13 protein-coding genes and 2 pseudogenes are annotated in these 19,103 nt (G+C 71.4%); 6 read left to right on the top strand and 9 right to left on the bottom strand.

Annotated elements, in window-relative coordinates:
* Nucleotides 1-293: 293 nt before the first annotated feature.
* The 3 genes from N8I86_RS34505 to N8I86_RS34495 form a co-directional block, all read right to left on the bottom strand.
* Nucleotides 294-716, bottom strand: coding sequence for a DUF4279 domain-containing protein (locus tag N8I86_RS34505; RefSeq protein ID WP_263279590.1), 423 nt, complete (start codon nucleotides 714-716; stop codon nucleotides 294-296).
* Nucleotides 713-2,563: a polymorphic toxin-type HINT domain-containing protein gene (locus N8I86_RS34500; protein WP_073890651.1), complete on the bottom strand. Its 1,851-nt coding sequence runs from the start codon at nucleotides 2,561-2,563 to the stop codon at nucleotides 713-715. Before N8I86_RS34500 ends, N8I86_RS34505 begins: the two co-directional genes overlap by 4 nt.
* Nucleotides 2,564-2,938: 375 nt before the next feature.
* A complete protein-coding gene (locus tag N8I86_RS34495; protein ID WP_073890653.1) occupies nucleotides 2,939-3,673 on the bottom strand; it encodes a calcium-binding protein in 735 nt (244 codons plus the stop codon).
* 580 nt (nucleotides 3,674-4,253) lie between these two features.
* Between N8I86_RS34495 and N8I86_RS34490 the strand changes: the two genes are divergently transcribed.
* Both N8I86_RS34490 and N8I86_RS34485 read left to right on the top strand, forming a co-directional pair.
* Nucleotides 4,254-6,281: a cell wall-binding repeat-containing protein gene (locus N8I86_RS34490; protein WP_263279589.1), complete on the top strand. Its 2,028-nt coding sequence runs from the start codon at nucleotides 4,254-4,256 to the stop codon at nucleotides 6,279-6,281.
* 185 nt (nucleotides 6,282-6,466) lie between these two features.
* Nucleotides 6,467-7,018, top strand: a pseudogene (locus tag N8I86_RS34485) (cation transporter); the annotation flags it as partial.
* Nucleotides 7,019-7,047: 29 nt separating this feature from the next.
* On the opposite strand, the gene N8I86_RS34480 reads toward N8I86_RS34485, so the two are convergent.
* Nucleotides 7,048-8,472 (bottom strand): phytoene desaturase family protein, encoded by a 1,425-nt coding sequence (locus N8I86_RS34480; RefSeq protein ID WP_073890654.1) that lies wholly within the window; start codon nucleotides 8,470-8,472, stop codon nucleotides 7,048-7,050.
* 490 nt (nucleotides 8,473-8,962) lie between these two features.
* On the opposite strand from N8I86_RS34480, the gene N8I86_RS34475 reads away from it, so the two are divergent.
* Nucleotides 8,963-9,439 (top strand): GreA/GreB family elongation factor, encoded by a 477-nt coding sequence (locus N8I86_RS34475; RefSeq protein ID WP_263279588.1) that lies wholly within the window; start codon nucleotides 8,963-8,965, stop codon nucleotides 9,437-9,439.
* Nucleotides 9,440-9,521: 82 nt separating this feature from the next.
* On the opposite strand, the gene N8I86_RS34470 is transcribed toward N8I86_RS34475, so the two are convergent.
* Entirely contained in the window at nucleotides 9,522-12,032 is a 2,511-nt protein-coding gene (locus N8I86_RS34470) for an ATP-dependent Clp protease ATP-binding subunit (protein ID WP_263279587.1), read from the bottom strand.
* A gap of 138 nt (nucleotides 12,033-12,170) precedes the next feature.
* Complete coding sequence (locus N8I86_RS34465) at nucleotides 12,171-13,106, bottom strand: Dyp-type peroxidase (protein ID WP_263279586.1); 936 nt, start codon at nucleotides 13,104-13,106, stop codon at nucleotides 12,171-12,173.
* Between the two features lie 315 nt (nucleotides 13,107-13,421).
* On the opposite strand from N8I86_RS34465, the gene N8I86_RS34460 reads away from it, so the two are divergent.
* Nucleotides 13,422-13,793, top strand: a complete 372-nt coding sequence (locus tag N8I86_RS34460; RefSeq protein WP_073890660.1) for a thioesterase family protein — start codon at nucleotides 13,422-13,424, stop codon at nucleotides 13,791-13,793.
* Between the two features lie 22 nt (nucleotides 13,794-13,815).
* On the opposite strand, the gene N8I86_RS34455 is transcribed toward N8I86_RS34460, so the two are convergent.
* The 3 genes from N8I86_RS34455 to N8I86_RS34445 all read right to left on the bottom strand — a co-directional run bounded on the left by N8I86_RS34455 (nucleotide 13,816) and on the right by N8I86_RS34445 (nucleotide 16,810).
* Nucleotides 13,816-14,193, bottom strand: coding sequence for an NUDIX hydrolase (locus tag N8I86_RS34455; protein ID WP_263279585.1), 378 nt, complete (start codon nucleotides 14,191-14,193; stop codon nucleotides 13,816-13,818).
* Nucleotides 14,194-14,301: 108 nt separating this feature from the next.
* Nucleotides 14,302-15,183, bottom strand: coding sequence for a diacylglycerol kinase family lipid kinase (locus N8I86_RS34450; RefSeq protein WP_263279584.1), 882 nt, complete (start codon nucleotides 15,181-15,183; stop codon nucleotides 14,302-14,304).
* A gap of 34 nt (nucleotides 15,184-15,217) precedes the next feature.
* Nucleotides 15,218-16,810, bottom strand: coding sequence for an FAD-binding oxidoreductase (locus tag N8I86_RS34445; RefSeq protein WP_263279583.1), 1,593 nt, complete (start codon nucleotides 16,808-16,810; stop codon nucleotides 15,218-15,220).
* 106 nt (nucleotides 16,811-16,916) lie between these two features.
* Between N8I86_RS34445 and N8I86_RS34440 the strand changes: the two genes are divergently transcribed.
* Nucleotides 16,917-17,516, top strand: a complete 600-nt coding sequence (locus N8I86_RS34440) for a TetR/AcrR family transcriptional regulator (RefSeq protein ID WP_073890666.1) — start codon at nucleotides 16,917-16,919, stop codon at nucleotides 17,514-17,516.
* A pseudogene (locus N8I86_RS34435) lies at nucleotides 17,513-19,095 on the top strand (glycerol-3-phosphate dehydrogenase/oxidase). The gene N8I86_RS34440 and the pseudogene N8I86_RS34435 overlap by 4 nt, the downstream one beginning before the upstream one ends.
* The last annotated feature ends 8 nt before the right edge of the window (nucleotides 19,096-19,103 follow it).

The following is a 19,103-nucleotide window of genomic DNA, read 5'->3' as shown; positions in this document are numbered from 1 at the left end:
GTTCGATACCGACAGCGGATACGACACCGTGACTGCTCCCTCTTGGCAGGCACTTGCCGATGACTTGCCATTGCTACGGCGCGGCGAACAGGGCTTATTCGCGTAGGAGTTCCGGGGGTGGGCGACGGGGCCCGGTACGGGGACACCGTGTCAGGCACACGGAACCCGCCGCCCCCGTACGGCAGAGACCCCGATGGCCAGATGTTCTGGCGCACCGAGGTCTCGACCTGGCGGGCTTTCAAGGTGTCAGGATGTTCCTGGCAGTCGCCCCCGCTTTCCGAACAGCGAGCCCGTCACTGGTCGTCGCCGTAGTACGCGTACTGGTCGATGTCCAGCGACGCTCCGGCCTTTGCGAGCCAGGCCAGCAGGGTCGCGCTCAGCCAGATGCCCTTCTGCTGCGGGTCCTCCGGGTCGGTGAGCTCCTGCACGATCACCAGGGACACATCGGCGTCCTCGGAAGCGGCCAGTCGCCCCAGGGCCGCGGCGAACTGCGGGCCCCAGCCGAGGACCACGGGTTCGAGATCCTCCGGCCGTCCGGGCCCGTCACCGGCCGATGCGTGCCGGATCCAGGTCGTGTGCGCACGCGGCGGCGACTGGGGACGTCTGCGGCTGCCGATCGCGGTCGCTTCGTCGGGGCCGGTCTCCAGCCGCGCGGAGATCTGCTCCGGTCGCAGGGACTCGCTGACCACTCGCAGGTACATCCGGAAGGCGCTCACGGCCGGTACCTGTAGTTGGTCGGAACCAAGATCTTGCCATCCTTGCTCACGAGGACGACCCTGCCCTCTCCGTCGCGCATCGCGTCGAACCGCGACACGTTGTTCTTCCCGACCCAGTCCGCCTTGAAGCCGTGCGGGTCCTCGCCGACGCTCTTCAAGGCCTTCTCGAGCTGCTTCTCCTTGATCTTGACCAGGGAGCCGCGTTCGATGGCAGCGGCGTCGGGGATCTCTCCGCGGATAAAATCACACGACGCGTTGTGGACGAGTACGGGAGTCCTGCCCGCCAGCACATAGTAGGTGTGCAGGTCGTTGACGGTCAGGTTGTAGGCGCCCTGCGGCTCCTTCCAGTGCGTGACCTTGTCGATCCGCACGCCGGTGCCGTCGGGGGCGCGGAGGGTGTCACCGGAGTTCAGGTCGCGGGCGTCGGTCCACTGTCCCCGGTTCTCCACCCAGAAGGGATGGTGGTCGGTCGCGGTGAGCGCGGGCGGTCCGTCGTCGGCGTCGCCGGCCAGGCTCACGCCGGTGAAGTCCTCGTCCTCGGGGGTGTAGATCGTGTCTTCCACCTGGCGCGCACCGGTGCTCCCCGCCTGCGGGTCGCCGGCCAGGACACTGTCTCCGACCGTGATCTCCTCGATGGGCAGGGTGGTGGTGCCGTCTCCCATGAGGACGCGTGTGCCGGCCGGGAAGCTGTTGCACGGGGGCAGTTTGTCGCCCTTCCGGGCTGCGCGGATGTCCTCCGGAAGCAGCTTGCCGCCGTACTTGAGCCAGCGCATGACCGCGAGCGAGCCCAGCAGCCGGTCGGTGCCGCTCACCTTCTCGCCGGTGGCCAGATCGGTGCCGGTGATGGCTTCGAGGATGCCCTTGCCGTCGCCGATCCCGGGGAGCAGGTTGAGCAGCAGCGACATCCGGCGCTCCTGCGCGGCCCGTTCCTCGGGAGTCGTGTCCTTCGAACCGATCCGGTCGGCGAGGCGGGAGAAGTCGAAGTCGAACTCGGGTACCTCGTGGAGCTTCGACGCGCCCTTGCCGATTCCGTCGACGGCCTTCTTGGTCTCGTCGAGCCCCTTGTTGGCCTCCTTGATCCCCTCGTTGAGCTTGTCCATCCCCCGGTTGGCCTTCTCGATGCCCTTGTTGGCCTTGTCGAGGCCCTTGTTGACCTCGGCCGTGGCCCTGTTCATGTCATCGAGGGCGCCGTTCATCTTGTCGAAGCCGGCGTTGATCTGGTCCAGGCTCTTGCCGATGTCCTTGAAGAAGCCCGCGATGTCCCAGGTGTCCTTCGGCGGCCGGTCGTCGGAGGGTTTGGGATCCGGGTAGTAGTCCCCCACCACCACGGCGAGCATGGCCAGCGCTTCGACCGACTCCGTGTGGGCGTCGAGCAACCGGGACGCCTTCACGAGGTCGGTGCGCAGCTTGTCGACGTGCGGCTTGGTGGCCTTGAGCGTCTTGAGCGTCTGCTCGAAGATCTTCGCTTTCTTCTCCGGATCGGGCTCCTTGTCCGGGTCGAGCAGGAGTTGGGGCTTGAGCTTGTACAGCTCGGTCAGCTCCTTCTCCAGTCCCTTGAAGGAGGCGCCCTCGTCCTTCATCGCGTCACGGGTGACGTAAAGAAAGACGCCGACGCCAAGGCCCAGTTTCGCGGACTTGAGAGCGAACTCCTTTATACAGGCGGGCCGTTCGAGCAGTGGCTGGGATTCGCAGCCGGAGTACTGCGCCACTTTGGCCGCGATCTCGAGCAAGGTGGGCTCGGGCTCGTGCTTCGGTGCGGGTCCGGCCGCCGCCGCGGTGCCCGCGCCCACGGTCAGCAACAGGGCGGTCGCGAGCGTGACGATCTTTTGTTTTGCGTGCAGGTACATTTCTTCCTCAGGGCGCAGACCTCACGGCGCCGCGACATGCGGCGCGGGTCGACGCTTCCCCCTGGGCGGCCTGGCCGCCCTCGTATTGCGCGCGTTTCGAACGCGTGGTCGTCATCACCGTAGACCGTTACCTTCGGTCATGCTCAACTGCACGCATTGCGGGGTGACATGACGAAGACGCGGGGTGACATGACCAAGACTTCGCCTCTACGCGTGAGTGTCGGGGGCGCCGAGGAACGCGGATGCGGAACGAACGGCCACCGGGCGACCGCGCCCCAACGCCCGCGCTGACGCTGCACACGGTGTGGGCCCGACCGGCGAACCGGTCGGGCCCACATCATTCGCCGAATGGCGACCTGTGCCCGACTACGCGCGCTACCGCACGTCGACGAAGTCGCTCTCCGAGGTCTTGGCGCTCGTGGTCGTGGTGCCCGCGAAACTCCACCGCCAGTAGCCGTCGGCGGAAGCGGTGACCGTGGTCTTCAACGCACCCGTGCTGTTGGTCTTCACCGTCTTGATGGTCGTGTAGGTGCTGCTGCCCTTCTTGCGGAACTGCAGCTTGACCGGCTGGCTGGTGTAGCCGTGGTACTTGTAGTCGTCCCAGCTCGCGCGCTTCAGCGTGCCCGTGACCGTAAGAGTGCGGCCCTTCTGCACCGGCTCGGGCGACGCGTTCGTCGTCAGCGTGCTCGCGCGCTTGAGACGGAAGCTGTCGATGCGCTCGTCCCAGCGGTAGTCGTCGTCGATGGCATCCACCCAGGAACCGACGTACCAGGTGCCGGCCTGACCGTTGTCCAGATCGACGCGGGGGTCGAAGGTGAACGAGTGGGTGCATGAGTAGTCGGTTTCACAGATGGTCTCGTCACTGGCGTACCCGGCGCCGGGGCCGTCCAGAGTGGTGTCCGCGGACAACAGGCCCGAGTCGTCGTAGGCGTCGATCTCCACGTCGAACGACTTCGGGTACGTGGTGCCGATGATCACGCTGGAGCCGTGGTTGACGGTCACACCGAGGATCTCCGTGTCACCGGCGCCGCCGTCGGCGTAGGCGGCCGGAGCCACCAAGCCGATGGCTCCGAGCGCGGCGGCAATCGACATGGCAATGCGCTTACTCATGAGTTGTCTCTTTCTGCCAGGTCACGGAGCGCACCAGGTGTGCGGTGGCATGCGCACGGCCTGGTGGTGCAGTCCGCTCCCGATTCGTTGTGCTGCCGATCCAGGCTTCGCATGGAAAGCAGACACGGTGAGCGGTGAGGGGCCTCCTGCCAGACCCTGCTTCGACGCCACCCAGGCAGCCGTGTGGCAGCCCGTGAAGAATCCAGGCCACCCCACCGACCCGCTCTCGGCCGGAGCCTGAGCAGTCGCGAGGGGCGAGGATGCCGCGTTCTACCGGCTGTCGGCCCTCCTGCGCACAGCCAGGCACAGCCGCACGGCGGTGCCCCCGATGACGGTGACGGTCGACCTCACGCATCGATCATGAACGACAGATGAACGCCGTGGAAGATGTGTGATCATCTCGTGATGCCCGGGACGGGAGGACGGCCGTCCGGCTCTCAGCACAGTCATCCCACCCGACCGGTTCCCCTTACCCCACTCGCCCACTACGGTGATCAAACTGTCGTCAAGGAACGTGAGGATCCCGTTCCGCGTCGGGGAGACGCACGGCAGACCTTTGATCACACTCCTGTGGGGGCACATGAAGATTCACAGACGCCGCGTGCTCGCGGCGCTGGGCACCGCGACAGCGGTCGCGGCGGGCATGGCCGTCGCTCCGGGCGCCGCTGCCACCGGTCCGGTGACGTGGACCGCGACGGACGGGATACTGGCGGTCCGCAACGGGGCTGAGCAGAGCCTGCAGGTCGTGAAACCGGGCAGCAGCACCTACACCACCATCGCCGACCAGGCCTCCGAACCGGCCTGGTCACCGGACGGCAGCCGGATCGCCTACGTCCGTAACGGGCGCGTCGAGACCCGCCGGTACACCGGCTCCACCCTGGTGAAGATCCCTGAGCGGAGCTCGTCCGTGGGAAGCGCGGACGATCCCACGTTCGTCGGCGGCGGTTCGACCGTCGTGTACTCGGCCGGCGGGCGGCTCCGCTACGCCCCGTCCGACGGCTCCCGTTACTCCGAGCCGCTGTTCTCCACCACGGAGGACGGCTGCGACCGTCAGCCGAGCGGGTCGGTCAACTACCTCATCGCCTTCGTCCGTACGGGAGACACGTGCGGGAGTACGACCGGATCGGCGATCTGGCTCTACGACACGGACACCCGTGGTTTCCACAAGCTGACCGGTAACGGCTCACATCCGGCGATCTCGCCCGACGGTACGCGCGTCGCCTTCGTCCGCGTCGTGGGTGGCATCAGCGAGCTGTTCTTGATGAACATCGACGGCACAGGAGAGCAGCAGCTCACCACCCAGGCCTACGCCACCACTCCGGAGTGGGCGCCCACCGGCACGAAGATCGCGTTCAACACCGGGGACGACGATGCTTCGTGGACGCGCATCCTGAACCTCGCCGACCACTCGATCTCCACGTTGCCGACGCCGGCCCACTCGTCGTCGACCGTCGACGTCGCCTGGCAGCCACTGCGCGGCCAGAGCACCGACCGCGTGTGGGGCGCCGACTCCGCGGGCACCAACAGGGCGGCCTCCCGCTGGACGTGGAGCACCGTCGGCCAGAGCGAACCCGGCCTCGTCGGCGCCAGGACCGCCGTCCTCATCAACCAGGACAGCCCGTCCTACGCACTGACCGCGCAGTCGCTCGGCGGTCAGAAGCAGGGCCCGGTGCTGATGACGTCGAAGTCCTCGCTGTCGTCCGCCGCCCAGGCGGAGCTGAAGCGGACGCTCAAGCGGGGTGCCACGGTCTATCTGGTCGGCGGCACCGACATCCTGTCCAGCGCGGTCTCCAGCAAGGTCAGCTCCCTCGGCTTCACACCGAAGCGCCTGGCGGGCACCTCCCGCTACTCGACATCCGTGGCCGTCGCCAAGGCCGTGAGCGGTTCACCGGACTATGTCTTCCTCGCCACCGGCACCGACTACCACTCGGCCCTCGCTTCCTCCGCCGCCGCCGGATCACTCGGATACGGAGGCAAGGGCACGGTCGTCCTCAACGACGGCAACACGCTGACCTCCTCCGTGAAGTCGTACCTCAACTCGCTCGACCCCGACGAGACGATGGTCATCCCCGTCGGCGCCGCCGCGAAGTACGCGCTCACGCACACCAAGTTCTCCCACTGGCCCACGACCTGGACCTACTACCCGATCAGCGGCACCGGGCACGACGGCACCTCGGTCGCCCTCGCCCGGTTCTGGTGGTCCGCCCCGCCCCAGGTGGGACTGGCCTCGTCGGACAGCTGGCGCGGCGGCGTCTCCGCGAGCGCCGGCATGCTCTGGTACGGCCCGCTCCTGTGGTCCGACGGCACGACGCTGCCGGAGACCGACGCGACCTACCTGCGGCAGCAGGCCGCAGGCGTGGGCGCCGTCGTCGCGTTCGGCGGCAGCACCTCCATCTCGTCGTCCGAGCTGACGGCGGCGGGCTCAGCCATCAGCGCGGGCAGCTCACTGGTGACGTACCACCCGTACTACAACGGGCTCGACGCACAGCAGAAGTCCGCACTCTCCTCGCCGCTCGGCGGGGACGCCAACGGCACGGCCACCCCGGCGCGGGTCACGGCGGCGGCCCCTCAGCCGGACCTCGATTCGGTGCGGACCACGCACAAGTAGAGCGAGCCGATCGGCCGGCTCCGGGTGCACCTGTGTACCCGGAGCCGGCCTACGTGCGGCGTAACCGCCTCGTGGGCAACGTCAGGCTGGTTCCCCGGCGGTATCGGGCAGCGGCCGACGGGCGTCCGAGACCGCCGCCCGGCCGGGGGCCGATCGCGCGGTTCCCAGGCGACGGTCGAGGGCCGTTGAAAGGCCTCTCCCTGCGCACGGGGCTCAAGCAGGCCGCCGGGAGGGCGAGACGCTTCCGCATGCCCGTGCTGCACTACCTCCGGCGCACCCCCGACACTGCGGTGAAGGCGGTCGTCCTGGAGGACACCGCGGCCCTCATCGGGCTGGCGCTCGCGGCGCTGGGGCTGCTCGGCAGCCGGCTCACCGGGTCCGGTGCGTGGGACGGCGTCGCGTCCATCCTCATCGGGGTGCTGCTGGTCGTCGTCGCCTGGGTCCTGGGCCGCTCCAACGCCGAACTGCTCATCGGCCGTGCGCTGCCCCGGCCGATGCGGGACGCGGTGCGCGGTGAACTGATGGCCGTTCAGCACATCGACGACGTCCTGGAGTTGATCACTCTCGTGCAGGGCCCGGAGGAGATCCTCATCGCCGCGAAGGTCGACTTCCGGGACGTCTCCACGTCGGACCAGATCGAGTGGGCCTGCGAGGACGCGGAGACGCGCCTGCGTGCGCTGCTTCCGGCGATCCGGCGCGTCTACCCGGACCCCACGCCGAGGCGCCGCGGCGGGTGAGGCGGCAGGGCGTGGGTGGCGTCCGCCCGTCAGGCGCCGGTGGCTCCCACGTGGCGCAGGGCCGCTGCCGCCGCCTTGGCGCCGCACATGCCGTGCGCCCCGGGGCCGGGCGGGGTGGCCGCGGAGCACTGGAAGACCCCGGGCAGCCCGGTGGAGTAGGGATCGAGGGTGGGCCGTGTCCCCAGGAGCAGTTGGGGCACGGTCTCGGCGCCGGTCATGATGTCGCCGCCCGCGAAGTTGGGGTTGAACTCGGCGAAGTCACGGGGGCTGGTGACCTGGACGCCCAGGACGCGTTCGCGGGCACCGGGGGCGAAGCGTTCGATCTGGCCGAGGACGGCCTGGGTCGCGTCCCGGTCGTAGCCGTAGGGGACATGGGCGTACGCCCAGACCGGGTGCACGTCGCCGACCGACCGGGACGGGTCCGCCAGATACTGCTGGCCGACGAGGACGAACGGACGCTCGGGCATACGGCCGGCCGCGACCTCCCGCTCCGCCCGCGCGACCTCGGTGATCGTGCCGCCCAGGTGGACGGTGCCGGCGCGGCGCGCGTGCGCGTTGCGCCAGGGGATGCCGCCCTCGACGGCCAGATCGACCTTGAAGGCGGCCGGGCCCCGGCGGAAGCGCCGGTGGGCGGCGCGCACCCGGCGCGGCAGCCGGTCGCCGTAGATCGCCGCGATCTGGCCGGGGTCGAGGTCGAGGAGGGTGACGTCGGCCGGCGGGATCTGCCGGTGGTCGGTGACGCGGACGCCGGTGTGGATCGTGCCGCCGTGCTGGCGCAGCACCCTCTCCATGGCGCGCGCTATGGCCTGGGAGCCGCCTTCGGCCACGGCCCATCCGGCGGCGTGGCCGGCGGTGAGGATGCCCAGTCCGATCGCCGAGGTGAGCGGCCGGTGCAGGGGGCGGAAGGCGTGCGCGGCGACTCCGGCCCACAGGGCCTTGGCCTGCGGGGTGGTGAAGAGGCGGGCGAGGGCGGTGGCCGGCAGGGCGGTCGGCAGACCGAAGCGGGCGAGGAGCAGGGGGTGCGAGGGGATCCGCAGGAGGGGACCCATCACGTCCTGGGCCAGGGCGTCCCAGCGGCGCACGGAGGGCTCGACCAGTGCCCGGTAGCGGTCGCCGTCGGCGCCGAGCATGCGGACGGTGTCCTCCACGGACTTCGCGAGGACCCCGGCGCTCCCGTCGTCGAGCGGGTGGACGCAGTCGAGGTCCGCCAACAGCCAGCGCAGCCCGTGCCGTTCGAGATCGAGTGCGCGCAGCGCGGGCGAGGTGACGGCCATGGGGTGGATGGCCGAGCAGTGGTCGTGCAGCAGCCCCGGCAGCAGTGCCTCGTAGCTGCGGGTGCCGCCGCCGACCTCGTCCGCCGCCTCCAGCAGGGTGACGGCCAGTCCGGCCCTGGCGAGGAGGGCGGCGGCGGCGAGCCCGTTCGGCCCACCGCCGACCACGACGGCGGACGTCATGAGGCGGCCCGGCCGCGCGGGGTCATGGATCTCACGGGGAGGAGTCTGCCGGTGGAACACCCCGCCCCACAAACCGGCCGGACCGGGAACGGGCCCGTCAGGGACGGGCGCCCGGTACCGTGGCCGTCTCTCTACGGCGCCTCAGCACTGGGGACGGCGGCCGTGGTTCGCGGAGTGCTTGCGGCGGGACTTCTTCTTGCGGCGTCGCTTCGAGGACATGGGCATCTCCTGACGGGGAGGACGGAGACCGTGCGGCTCCGGAGAACGTGCGGACAGAACGCACAGATCCGATGCGTGCAGACCGATGCGTACCGACAAACACCGTATCTCTGGATGTTTCACACCTCTACCGGAGGCGTACGAGGCGATGCCGGGCGGCCACGACGGCGGGAGGGCACGGGCTCGCACGACGGCACCCGATTGATATGATGCGGAATGTCGGACTTGTCGATCTTCGTCCGGCTGTTCCGTCTCCGTCGGAGGAGCAGACATGACCGGTGGTCCCGAGCCGATCAGCGCCGAGGCCCGGCGCGCCCTGGAGCAGGAGCTTGCCGACCTGCGCGACGAACGCCGGCTGGTCGCCGGAACCCTCAAGAGCGACACCGAGGTGGGCGATCAGGCCGACCAGGCCGACGAGTTGCAGCGCGCGGACCAGCTGGACCGCCTGGACCGCCGTATCGGCGACATCGAGGAGCGGCTGCGCGGGGCGTCGGAAGCCGGTCCCGCCCCCACCGACGTGGTCGGGGTGGGCAGCACGGTCACGGTCCGCTTCACGGACGGCTCGCAGGAGACGCTCCAGGTCGGCGAGGTCGCCGAGGCTCTGGACCAGACAATGGTCACCGCGGACAGCCCGCTCGGCCGCGCGCTCCTCGGCTGCCGCCCGGGCGACAGCGTGCAGTACGACACCCCGGACGGCCACACCGGTGTGGTCGTCGTGTCGATCGGGGACACCCCCGGCGAGGACTGACCCACCCCGGACGGGACGCCCCCGGTGGACGCCCCCGGCGGGGACCGACCCGCCCGTCCCGTTCGCCCAAGCCCCTTTCGCCTCAGCCCTCTTCGCCTTCGCCTTCGCCGGCTTCCGCCTTCCGCACGATGCAGTGCAGCGAGTCGTCCCGCACATCGGCGACGATCGTGTCCCCCGGGTCCGCCTCGCCGCCGAGGAGCAGGGTGGCGATGCGGTTGTCGAGTTCCGCCTGGATGGTGCGGCGCAGCGGGCGGGCACCGAACTCGGGCTGGTGGCCGTGGGCGATGAGGAGCTTCTTGGCGGCCTCGGTGACCTCCAGGTGCAGGCCCTGGGCGCGCACCTTGCGCTTGCTCATGTCCAGCAGGTGGTCGACGATCTCGCCCAGGTCGTCCTCGGTCAGACTGTGGAAGATGATGATGTCGTCGATGCGGTTGAGGAATTCGGGCAGGAACCGGCCCCGCAGGTCCTCCATCAGCGCGTCCTTGAGTTCGGACACGTCGCCCTTGTGGTCGAGGATGCGGTGCGCGCCGATGTTCGACGTCATGATGATGACGCAGTGCCGGAAGTCGACGGTGCGGCCCTGGGCGTCGGTCAGGCGGCCGTCGTCGAGGATCTGCAGCAGCGTGTTGAAGATGTCGGGGTGGGCCTTCTCCACCTCGTCGAACAGCACCACGCTGTAGGGCTGGCGGCGCACCTTCTCGGTGAGCTGGCCCGCCTCCTCGTAGCCGACGTATCCGGGAGGGGCGCCGACGAGCCGGGCCACGGTGTGCTTCTCCTGGAACTCGCTCATGTCGAAGCGGATCATGCGGTCCTCGTCGCCGAACAGCAGGGAGGCGAGGGTCTTGGCGAGTTCGGTCTTGCCGACACCGGTCGGGCCGAGGAACAGGAACGATCCCACGGGGCGGTTCGGGTCGCCCATGCCGGCGCGGTTGCGTCGTACGGCCTGCGAGACGGCGGTGACCGCCTCGTCCTGGCCGACGATCCGGTCGTGCATCTCGTCCTCGAGCCTGAGGAGCTTCTCCTTCTCACTGGCGGTGAGCTGGGAGACGGGGATGCCCGTGCGGCGCGAGACGATGTCCGCGATGTCGGCGGCCGTGACCGAGACGACGCCCTCCCGGCGCTCCTCGATGCCGGCCAGTTCGCCCTCCACCTCGGCGATCTCCCGCTTCAGCTCCGAGGCCTTCTCGAAGTCCTCGGCGGACACGGCCTGTTCGAGTTCGCGACGGAGTTTGGCGATGCGGTCCTCGCGGCTGACGATCTCCGTGGAGCGGCCCGCGCTGCGCAGCCGTACCCGGGCGCCGGCCTGGTCCATCACGTCGATCGCCTTGTCGGGCAGGAACCGGTCGGTGATGTAGCGGTCGGAGAGTTCGGCCGCGGCGACCAACGCCCCGTCGTCGAAGCGGACCTGGTGGTGCGCCTCGTAGGAGTCGCGCAGGCCCTCCAGGATCTGCACCGTCTCCTCGACGGACGGCTCGGGGACCATCACGGGCTGGAACCGGCGCTCAAGGGCGGCGTCCTTCTCGATGTACCTGCGGTACTCGTCGATGGTCGTGGCGCCGACGACGTGGAGCTCACCGCGGGCGAGCGCCGGCTTGAGCATGTTGCCCGCGTCCATGGCGCCCTCGCCGGTGGCTCCGGCCCCGACGACGGTGTGCAGTTCGTCGATGAAGAGGATGATCTCGCCCTTGGCCGCCTGGACGTCCTCGATGACCTTCTTCAGCCGTTCCTCGAACTGCCCGCGGTACTGCGCGCCGGCCACCATGCCCGACAGGTCCAGGGCGACCACCCGCTTGTTCTTCAGGCTCTCGGGGACCTCTCCGGCCACGATGCGCTGGGCCAGGCCCTCGACGATGGCGGTCTTCCCGACTCCGGGTTCACCGATCAGCACGGGGTTGTTCTTGGAGCGGCGGGAGAGGATCTCGACGGTCTGCTCGATCTCGTCGGAGCGGCCCACGACGGGGTCGAGCTTGCCCGCCTTCGCCTCGTCGGTCAGGTCGCGGCCGAACTCGTCCAGGGTCGTGGCCGGCTGCTTGCGCTCCGCGGCCGGTGCGTCGCCGCGTGCGGTCTGCTCGGCCAGGCTCGCGACCCGCTTGGTGTCCACGCCTTCGGCCTGCAGCAGCCGCGACGCCCCGGTGTCGCTGTCGCCGAGCAGGGCGCCCAGGATGTGCTCGGGGCCGATGTAGGACACGCCGGACGCCTGGCTGTGGGCGAAGGCGGCGCTCAGGGTGCGCTTGGCCGCAGGGGTGAGGCCGGGTTGCGCGGAGGGCTCGCCGGACTCGCGCGGCAGGATCTTCGCGATCTCGGAGGCCAGCGAGTCGGGGTCCACGCCGACCTGGGTGAGGAGCCTGCGCGAGGGGTCGACCTGCGTGGCCGCCCAGAGCAGGTGTTCGGTGTCGAGGTCGGTCGTGCCGTCCTCCACGGCCCGCTGGGCGGCGCGGTTGAGCAGTTCCTGGGACGACTCGGTCAGCAGCCGTCCGATGGGCACACGCTGCACCGCCGGCGGCGAGGACGCCGGGGACATGCCGAAGAAGCGGTTGAACATCTCACTGAACGGATCCGAGGAACCGAACGGTGCGCCGAACGACATCGACATGACAGCTCCAGATGCGCGAGGGGATGCGCGGAGGGGCCCGCGACGGGGGTTCGCGAGGGGGTCCGTACCTCACTGAACCCCGGTGCAGAGTGCCTCGCAAGCGGAGGGCTGCCGCCCTCGGCCGGGCCTCCGTGGGGCTCAGGACCGGGGGGATGCGGGCAGGTCGTCGAGGAAGGTGAGGGGCGGTACGTGGAAGAGACTGCCGGTGACCGGGACGGAGAAGTCGAGGATCCGGTCGTGCCGGCCCGGCTGCCTGCCGAGGAACATGTTCCGCAGCATCTCCTCGGTGACGTCCGGCGTGCGGGCGTACCCGATGAAGTAGGTGCCGAACTCGCCCTGCGCGATGTTCCCGAAGGGCATGTTCTCGCGGACGATCTTGCGTTCGTTCCCCTCCTCATCGGTGATGGTGTTGAGCGCGACGTGGGAGTCGTCCGGCTTCACGTCGTCGGGGAGTTCGACGTTGGCCTGCTTGGTGCGCCCGATGACCTTCTCCTGCTCGTCGGCGGTCAGGGCGTTCCAGGCGGCCATGTCGTGCAGGTACTTCTGGACGATCACGTAGCTGCCCCCGCGGAAGTCCGCGTCCTCGTCGCCGATGAACACCGCGTCGTCGGCGAGACCGCCCTCGGGGTTCTCGCTGCCGTCCACGAATCCGAGCAGGTCGCGCTCGTCGAAGAACTTGAAGCCGTGCACCTCGTCGACGACGGTGGCCGCCTCGCCGAGCCGTTCGCCCAGCAGCCGCGCGAGTTCGAAGCAGAGGTCCATGCGCTGGGCGCGGACGTGGAAGAGGAGGTCGGCGGGGGTGCCCCGGGCCTGGTGGCGCGGTCCCAGCAGGTCGGTGAAGGGGTGCAGCTCCCGCGGGCGCGGCCCGCTGAAGAGCCGGTCCCAGGCCGCCGAGCCGATGCCGACGACACAGCTCAGTTCCATGTCGGGGGCGCGGAAGGCCACGGAGCGCCGCAGGCCCGAGACGTCCTCCAGCAGGTCCCGGACGGTGTCCTCACCGTCGGGTGCGATCGTGGCGACGAGGAATACGGCGGCCCGGGCCGGCGGGACGACGACGGGCTGCGGCTCGACCACGGTCGTGTGCCTCCTCAGCGGGCTCTGTGGCAGCGGGCTGTCGGTGTCGGGGCCTCCGCGGACGCATGCCGCCTCGGTACGCCCCTCGAACCAGCATGGCCCGGCAGGGCCGACTCAGCAGGTCGGGCGACCGGCCGGGCCAGGTCGCGAGCCCGCTCCGGTGCGGGCTCCCGGTCGAGAAGCCTGAAGAACCGGTCGGCGAGCGTGCCGGTCTCCGCGTCGGCGCCCGCGCTCGTTCCGTACGTATTCGCCGGGTATTCGTGCGGACCGGAGCGCCGACGCCGCCGGAGGATGTCCTGTCGCTAGTGTGATCGGATGTTCCATCAAGTGACCGATGCCGACACCGCCGTGGCCGCCGGCAGCGGCGACGTACCCGTCCTCGCCACCCCGAAGCTGATCGCATGGCTGGAGGCGGCGACCGTGGAGGCCGCCGCGCCCTTCACCGAGCCGGGCCGGACCACCGTCGGCACGGCGATCCGTATCGAGCATCTACGCGCCACGCCCGTGGGCGGCCGGGTGGAGGTGTTCGCCGAGCCCCCGTCGTCCGTGGCGGGACGGCGCCTCACCTTCTCGGTGCGGGCCGTCGACGACTCCGGCCGGCTGGTCGCCACGGGCGAGATCGACCGGGAGATCGTCGGCCGCCAGCGGTTCCTCGCGAGCCTGCCCCATCCGGCGGCCGACCGGTGACCCGGCCCGGGGACGGGCGCCGTCACACCGGTGTGTGCCCCTGCAGATAGGTGCGCACGGACCTCGGCAGAGGGGTGCCGGCGGTGTCCGCGATGGCGGCCCAGCGCAGCCGCTCGGGGGCGAGGCGTGCGCCGTCCGACGGTTCCGCGCTCAGCAGTTGGCACACCACGGCCGGCGCCTCGTCCGCCCGTGCGTTGTCGTGCGCTCCCAGCGTCTCCGTGCCGTCGACGAGGTAGCCGGTGAGCTCGTAGACGACACGCGCGGCGGTGGCCTCCGCCGACTCGGCCGGCTGCGGTGTGCCCGACGGCAGTTCCCACCCGTCGTCCGGGCGTACCAGCAGCACTCGTCCGTCGTACAGGACGAGTGCCTGCACCGCGCCCTCTCCGTGTTCCCGCGTCATGACCGGCCTTCCCTCCCCCGGCCGTCTGCCAGGTGCTCTCCCCCTACCCAGGGGCGCACCGCGACGCACCTGCACCGGGGTCCGTCGCGCCGCGCTTCGGGTGTGCCGTCAGTACAGCACCGGCAGATCGGCGGGGCGCACCCGCAGGGTGACGGGCAGGGTGGCCTCCACCTCGCCGTCGGCGCCGTACGGGACGGGCCGGGACGCCTCGATGCGGAGCTCCTTGCCGCGCAGGACGCGTACTTCGGGGCGGCGGACGTGTGCGCCCGTCCTGAGCTCGTTCATGAGGGTGAAGAAGAGCCGGCGCGGCGCCTCCCGGATCAGCACGATGTCGAGCAGACCGTCGTCGACCTTCGCGTCGGGGGCGATGAGCCGGCCGGATCCGTAGTAGGGGGAGTTGGCCGCGACGACGGTGTAGCCGCGGTGGGTGTGCTCCTCGCCGTCGACGGTGACGCGGTAGTCGGCCGCCCGCCAGGTGGTGACCGCGCGCAGGCCGCCCGCGTAGTACGAGGCGGAGCCGCGCAGCAGACGGGCGTTGTTGGCGTGCCGGTTGGCCTCCGCGTCGACGCCGGCGTACACGCTGCCGAGGACGACGGTGCGCGGGTGGACGGCCGACTCCACCTCGATGGTGTCGACCGCCCGGGGTTCCGCGTGCAGCAGGATGCGGGCGAGCGCGGCGGGGTCGGCCGGCAGGTCCAGTGCCCGGGCGAAGTCGTTGCCGCGTCCGGCCGGTACGAGGCCCAGGACCGTGCCGGTGCCGCTCAGCGCACCGCCGATGCCGCCGGCGATCCCGTCGCCGCCGACGGCGAGGACGATCCGGCCGCCCTCCCCCGCCCGGACGGCGATGTCCTGGGCGTGGGCGAGGCTGTGGCTGTACTCCGTCTCCAGCTCGGCCCCTGCCTCGCGGAGCAGCCGGGCCAGCTGGAGCAGGGTGGCCGCCCCGGTGGAGCCGCCCGCTGTGGGGTTGACGACGGCGGTGAACTGTCGCATCGGTGTGCCTTTCGGGGCGGGCGGGTCGGTGGGATCAGTCGGTGGGCAGCAGGACGCCGGGGTTGAGCAGTCCCTCGGGGTCGAGTCGGCGTTTCACGGCGCGCAGGGCCGAGATGCCGAGCGGGCCGGCCTCGCGGACGTACCAGTCGCGGTGGTCGGTGCCGACCCCGTGGTGGTGGGAGATGGTGCCGCCGGCGGCGAGCAGGGCTTCGTTGGCCGCGTGCTTGGCCGGCTCCCAGTGGGCCACCGGGTCCTCGCCCTGGGCGCTGACGACGGTGAAGTACAGCGAGGCGCCGTTCTCGTACACGTGGGAAATGTGGCACATCACCAGGGGCGGGGTGCCGGCCTGGGTGAGGGTGTCCGTGAGCGCGGTGCGGACGGCCGCGTACAGCTCGGGGATGCGGGACCAATAGGCCGCGGTCTCCAGGGTCTCGGCGAAGGCGCCGACCTCGAGCAGGGAGTCGCGCAGGTACGGCGCGGAGTAGCGGCCGTGGGCCCAGCGCTCGCCGGGCTCGGTGCCGACGAGGGTGCCGCCGCACGCGGTCAGGACGGCGGCCGCCTGCTCGCGGCGCAGGGCGGTGTCCTCGGCGGTGCCCTCGTAGCCGGTGATCGCCATGCAACCGGCGTCGCCCTGGGTCAGTCCGGCCCCGATGGCGTCGGGCTGTGCCAGGCCGATGAGCGTCTCGACCTCGTCGGACAGGCGCAGCACCGTGGGGCGGGGTCCGTCCTGGGCGAGCCGGCGCAGCGCCGCGGCTCCCTCCTCGAACGACGCGAACCGCCAGCCCTCGTAGACGCGCACCTCGGGCACCGGGCGGATCCGCACGGTGACGGAGGTGATGACGCCGAACGCGCCCTCCGAGCCGAGGATCAGCTGGCGCAGGTCGGGTCCGGCGGCGGAGCGCGGGGCGCGGCCGGTCTCTATGGTGCCCTCGGGGGTGGCGAGGGTCAGGCCGAGCACCATCTCGTCGAAGCGGCCGTAGCCGGCGGAGGCCTGCCCGCTGGAGCGTGCCGCGGCGAAGCCGCCGATGGTGGCCCACTCGAAGGACTGCGGGAAGTGCCCGAGGGTGAAGCCGTGCTCGGCGAGCAGCGCCTCGGCCTCGGGGGCGCGCAGGCCGGGCTGGAGGACGGCGGTGCGCGAGACCGGGTCCAGCTCCAGCAGGCCGCTCATGCGGCGCAGGTCGAGGGCGACGAAGGCGCTGCGCTCGGGGGCGAGGCCGCCGACGACGGACGTGCCGCCGCCGAACGGCACCACGGCCAGTGCGTGTGCGGAGCAGGCGCGCAGGACGGCGAGGACCTCGTCGTGGGAGCCGGGCAGGACCACGGCGCGCGGGAGGTCCGCGAAGTCGCCGGCGCGGATGCGCAGCAGGTCGGGCGTGGACTTGCCGCGGGTGTGCCGGATGCGGCTCTCCGCGTCCGTGCGGACGTACGCCTCGCCGCCCACGGCTTCGGCGAGTGCCTTCAGGGCGGCGGGCTCGGCCGTGTCGGCCGGCAGGCCGATGTCATCGAGGGCGAGCGAGGGGGTGGTGCGCGGCTTGACGCCGAGCATGTCGCGCAGCAGTCCCGTCACCGAGTCGGGCAGCGGTGCCGCCTTCGCCGGGTCGCCCCAGCCGTTCCACAGCATGTCCATTGAACGGTCGTCCTCACAGGTCGGTGTGCTCGGTTCGCGCGGCTCGGCGGCCGTCCCGGGGCCTCGGCCGCTTCCGTCCGACCCCCGGGGCGTTACACTGTGACACATGACGCCTATTCGTCACAACGGTTCGGACAGCGATCATGTGCTCGACGCGGTGCGCGACTGCGTGCTGGCCGTCGGCGTGCGCCGCACCACGCTCGCCGACGTGGCCCGCCGCGCCGGCGTCTCCCGGATGACGCTGTACCGGCGCTGGCCGGACCTGCGCACCCTGGTCGGCGACCTGATGACCCGCGAGTGGATCGACGTGGCCTCCCGCGCGATCCCCCCGGCCACACCGGGCACCGGTACCCGCGGCCGGATCGTGGACGGGCTGGTGGCCGGGATCGAGGCGTTCCGGGCGCACCCCCTCTTCCGCAAGATCGTGGACGTCGATCCGGAACTGCTGCTCCCCTACGTCCTCGACCGCCGCGGAGCGAGCCAGGAAGCGCTGCTGGCGCTGCTGGCCGACGCGCTGCGCGAGGGGCACGCGGACGGCTCCGTGCGCCCCGGCCACACCGAGCGGCAGGCCCGCGCCCTGCTGCTGACCGTGCAGTCCTTCACCCTGTCTCTGCGCACGATGACCGACGAGGACGATCCGGAGCTGGACTCCGCCGCCTTCCTCGGTGAACTGCGCACCCTCCTGGAGAGGACCCTCACGCCATGAGCCACACCGAGGCCGCACCCGGCTCGTCCCTCAGCGCACCCCGCCGGGTCCGGGAACTGGCCGAGGCCGCGGACGGCCGGGTGGCCGACGTCCTGGTCGTCGGCCTGGGCGCCACCGGGGCCGGCGCCGCCCTGGACGCCGCCGCCCGCGGACTGGACGTCGTCGCGGTGGACGCTCACGACCTGGCCTTCGGCACCTCCCGCTGGAGCTCCAAGCTCATCCACGGCGGGCTGCGCTACCTGGCTTCCGCGCAGCTCGACGTGGCGCACGAGAGCGCCGTCGAACGCGGGGTGCTGATGACCCGTACGGCTCCGCACCTCGTGGCCGCGCAGCCGTTCGTGCTGCCGCTGACCCCGCTGGTCTCCCGGGCCCAGGCCTCGCTCGCCTGGGCCGGGTTCCGGGCCGGGGACATGCTGCGGCTGGCGGCCCGGACTCCGCGGCAGGTACTGCCCGCGCCGCGACGGCTGTCGGCGACGGAGGCACGGCACCTGGCACCGTCGGTGCGTGCGGCCGGCCTGCGGGGCGGTCTGCTCTCCTGGGACGGCAAGGTGACGGACGACGCCCGGCTCGTGACCGCCCTGGCGCGGACGGCCGCCGCGCACGGCGCCCGGGTGCTGACCCGGGTCAGGGTGCTGGAGCTGACCGGTACGGGCGCCCGCGTCCGCGACGAACTGACCGGCGAGGAGGGCGAGATCAGGGCCCGAGCCGTGATCAACGCCACCGGTGTGTGGGCGGACGGCCTCGTCGACGGCATCCGCATCCGCCCCTCCCGCGGCACCCATCTGGTCCTGCGCTCCGAGCGGCTCGGCGACCTGCCCGCCGGCCTGCACATCCCGATCCCCGGCGAGACGAACCGCTTCGTGCTGGTCCTGCCCCAGGGCGACGGCCGGGTGTACGTCGGCCTCACCGACGAACCGGTCGAGGGCGGGATACCCGACGTGCCGGAGGTCCCCGAGACCGACATCGGCTTCCTGCTGGACGTGCTCGGTTCGGCCCTGGACGTACCCGTGTCCCGCAAGGACGTCATGGGCGCCTTCGCCGGTCTGCGCCCGCTGCTGGACACCGCCGAGCACGACGGGTCCGCGGGGGCACCCGCCCGGACGTCGGACATCTCGCGGCGGCACGCGGTGCTCACCTCACCCGACGGGGTCACCACGGTGGTCGGCGGCAAGCTCACCACCTACCGGCGGATGGCCCAGGACGCCGTGGACGCCGCCACCGCCGCCCGGGGCTGAGCGCCGCGCCCTCCCCCACGGCCGCGCTGCCGCTGGTCGGCGCCGCCGCGCCCGAGCGGCTGCGGGCCCTGCCCGTGCCGCACCGCCTGGTCCGCCGCTACGGCACGGAGGCCGCCGCCGTCCAGGAACTCGCCGCCGGGGACCCGTCCCTCGCCGAGCCGGTGCTGCCCGGCCACCCCGTCACCCGGGCGGAACTCCTCTGGGCGGTCCTGCACGAGGGCGCCCTCGACGAGTCCGACCTCCTGGACCGCCGCACCCGCATCGGCCTGGTCCCGGCGGACCGTACCGAGGTGCTCGCCACCGCCCGCGAGACCCTGGACCGGGCTACGGCCGCGCACTCCTGAGCCCGCCG

Source organism: Streptomyces albidicamelliae, assembly GCF_025642175.1.
Lineage (GTDB): Bacteria > Actinomycetota > Actinomycetes > Streptomycetales > Streptomycetaceae > Streptomyces > Streptomyces albidocamelliae.
Note: the sequence above shows the minus strand (reverse complement) of the source record. Positions and strands in the feature narration are given on the sequence as shown.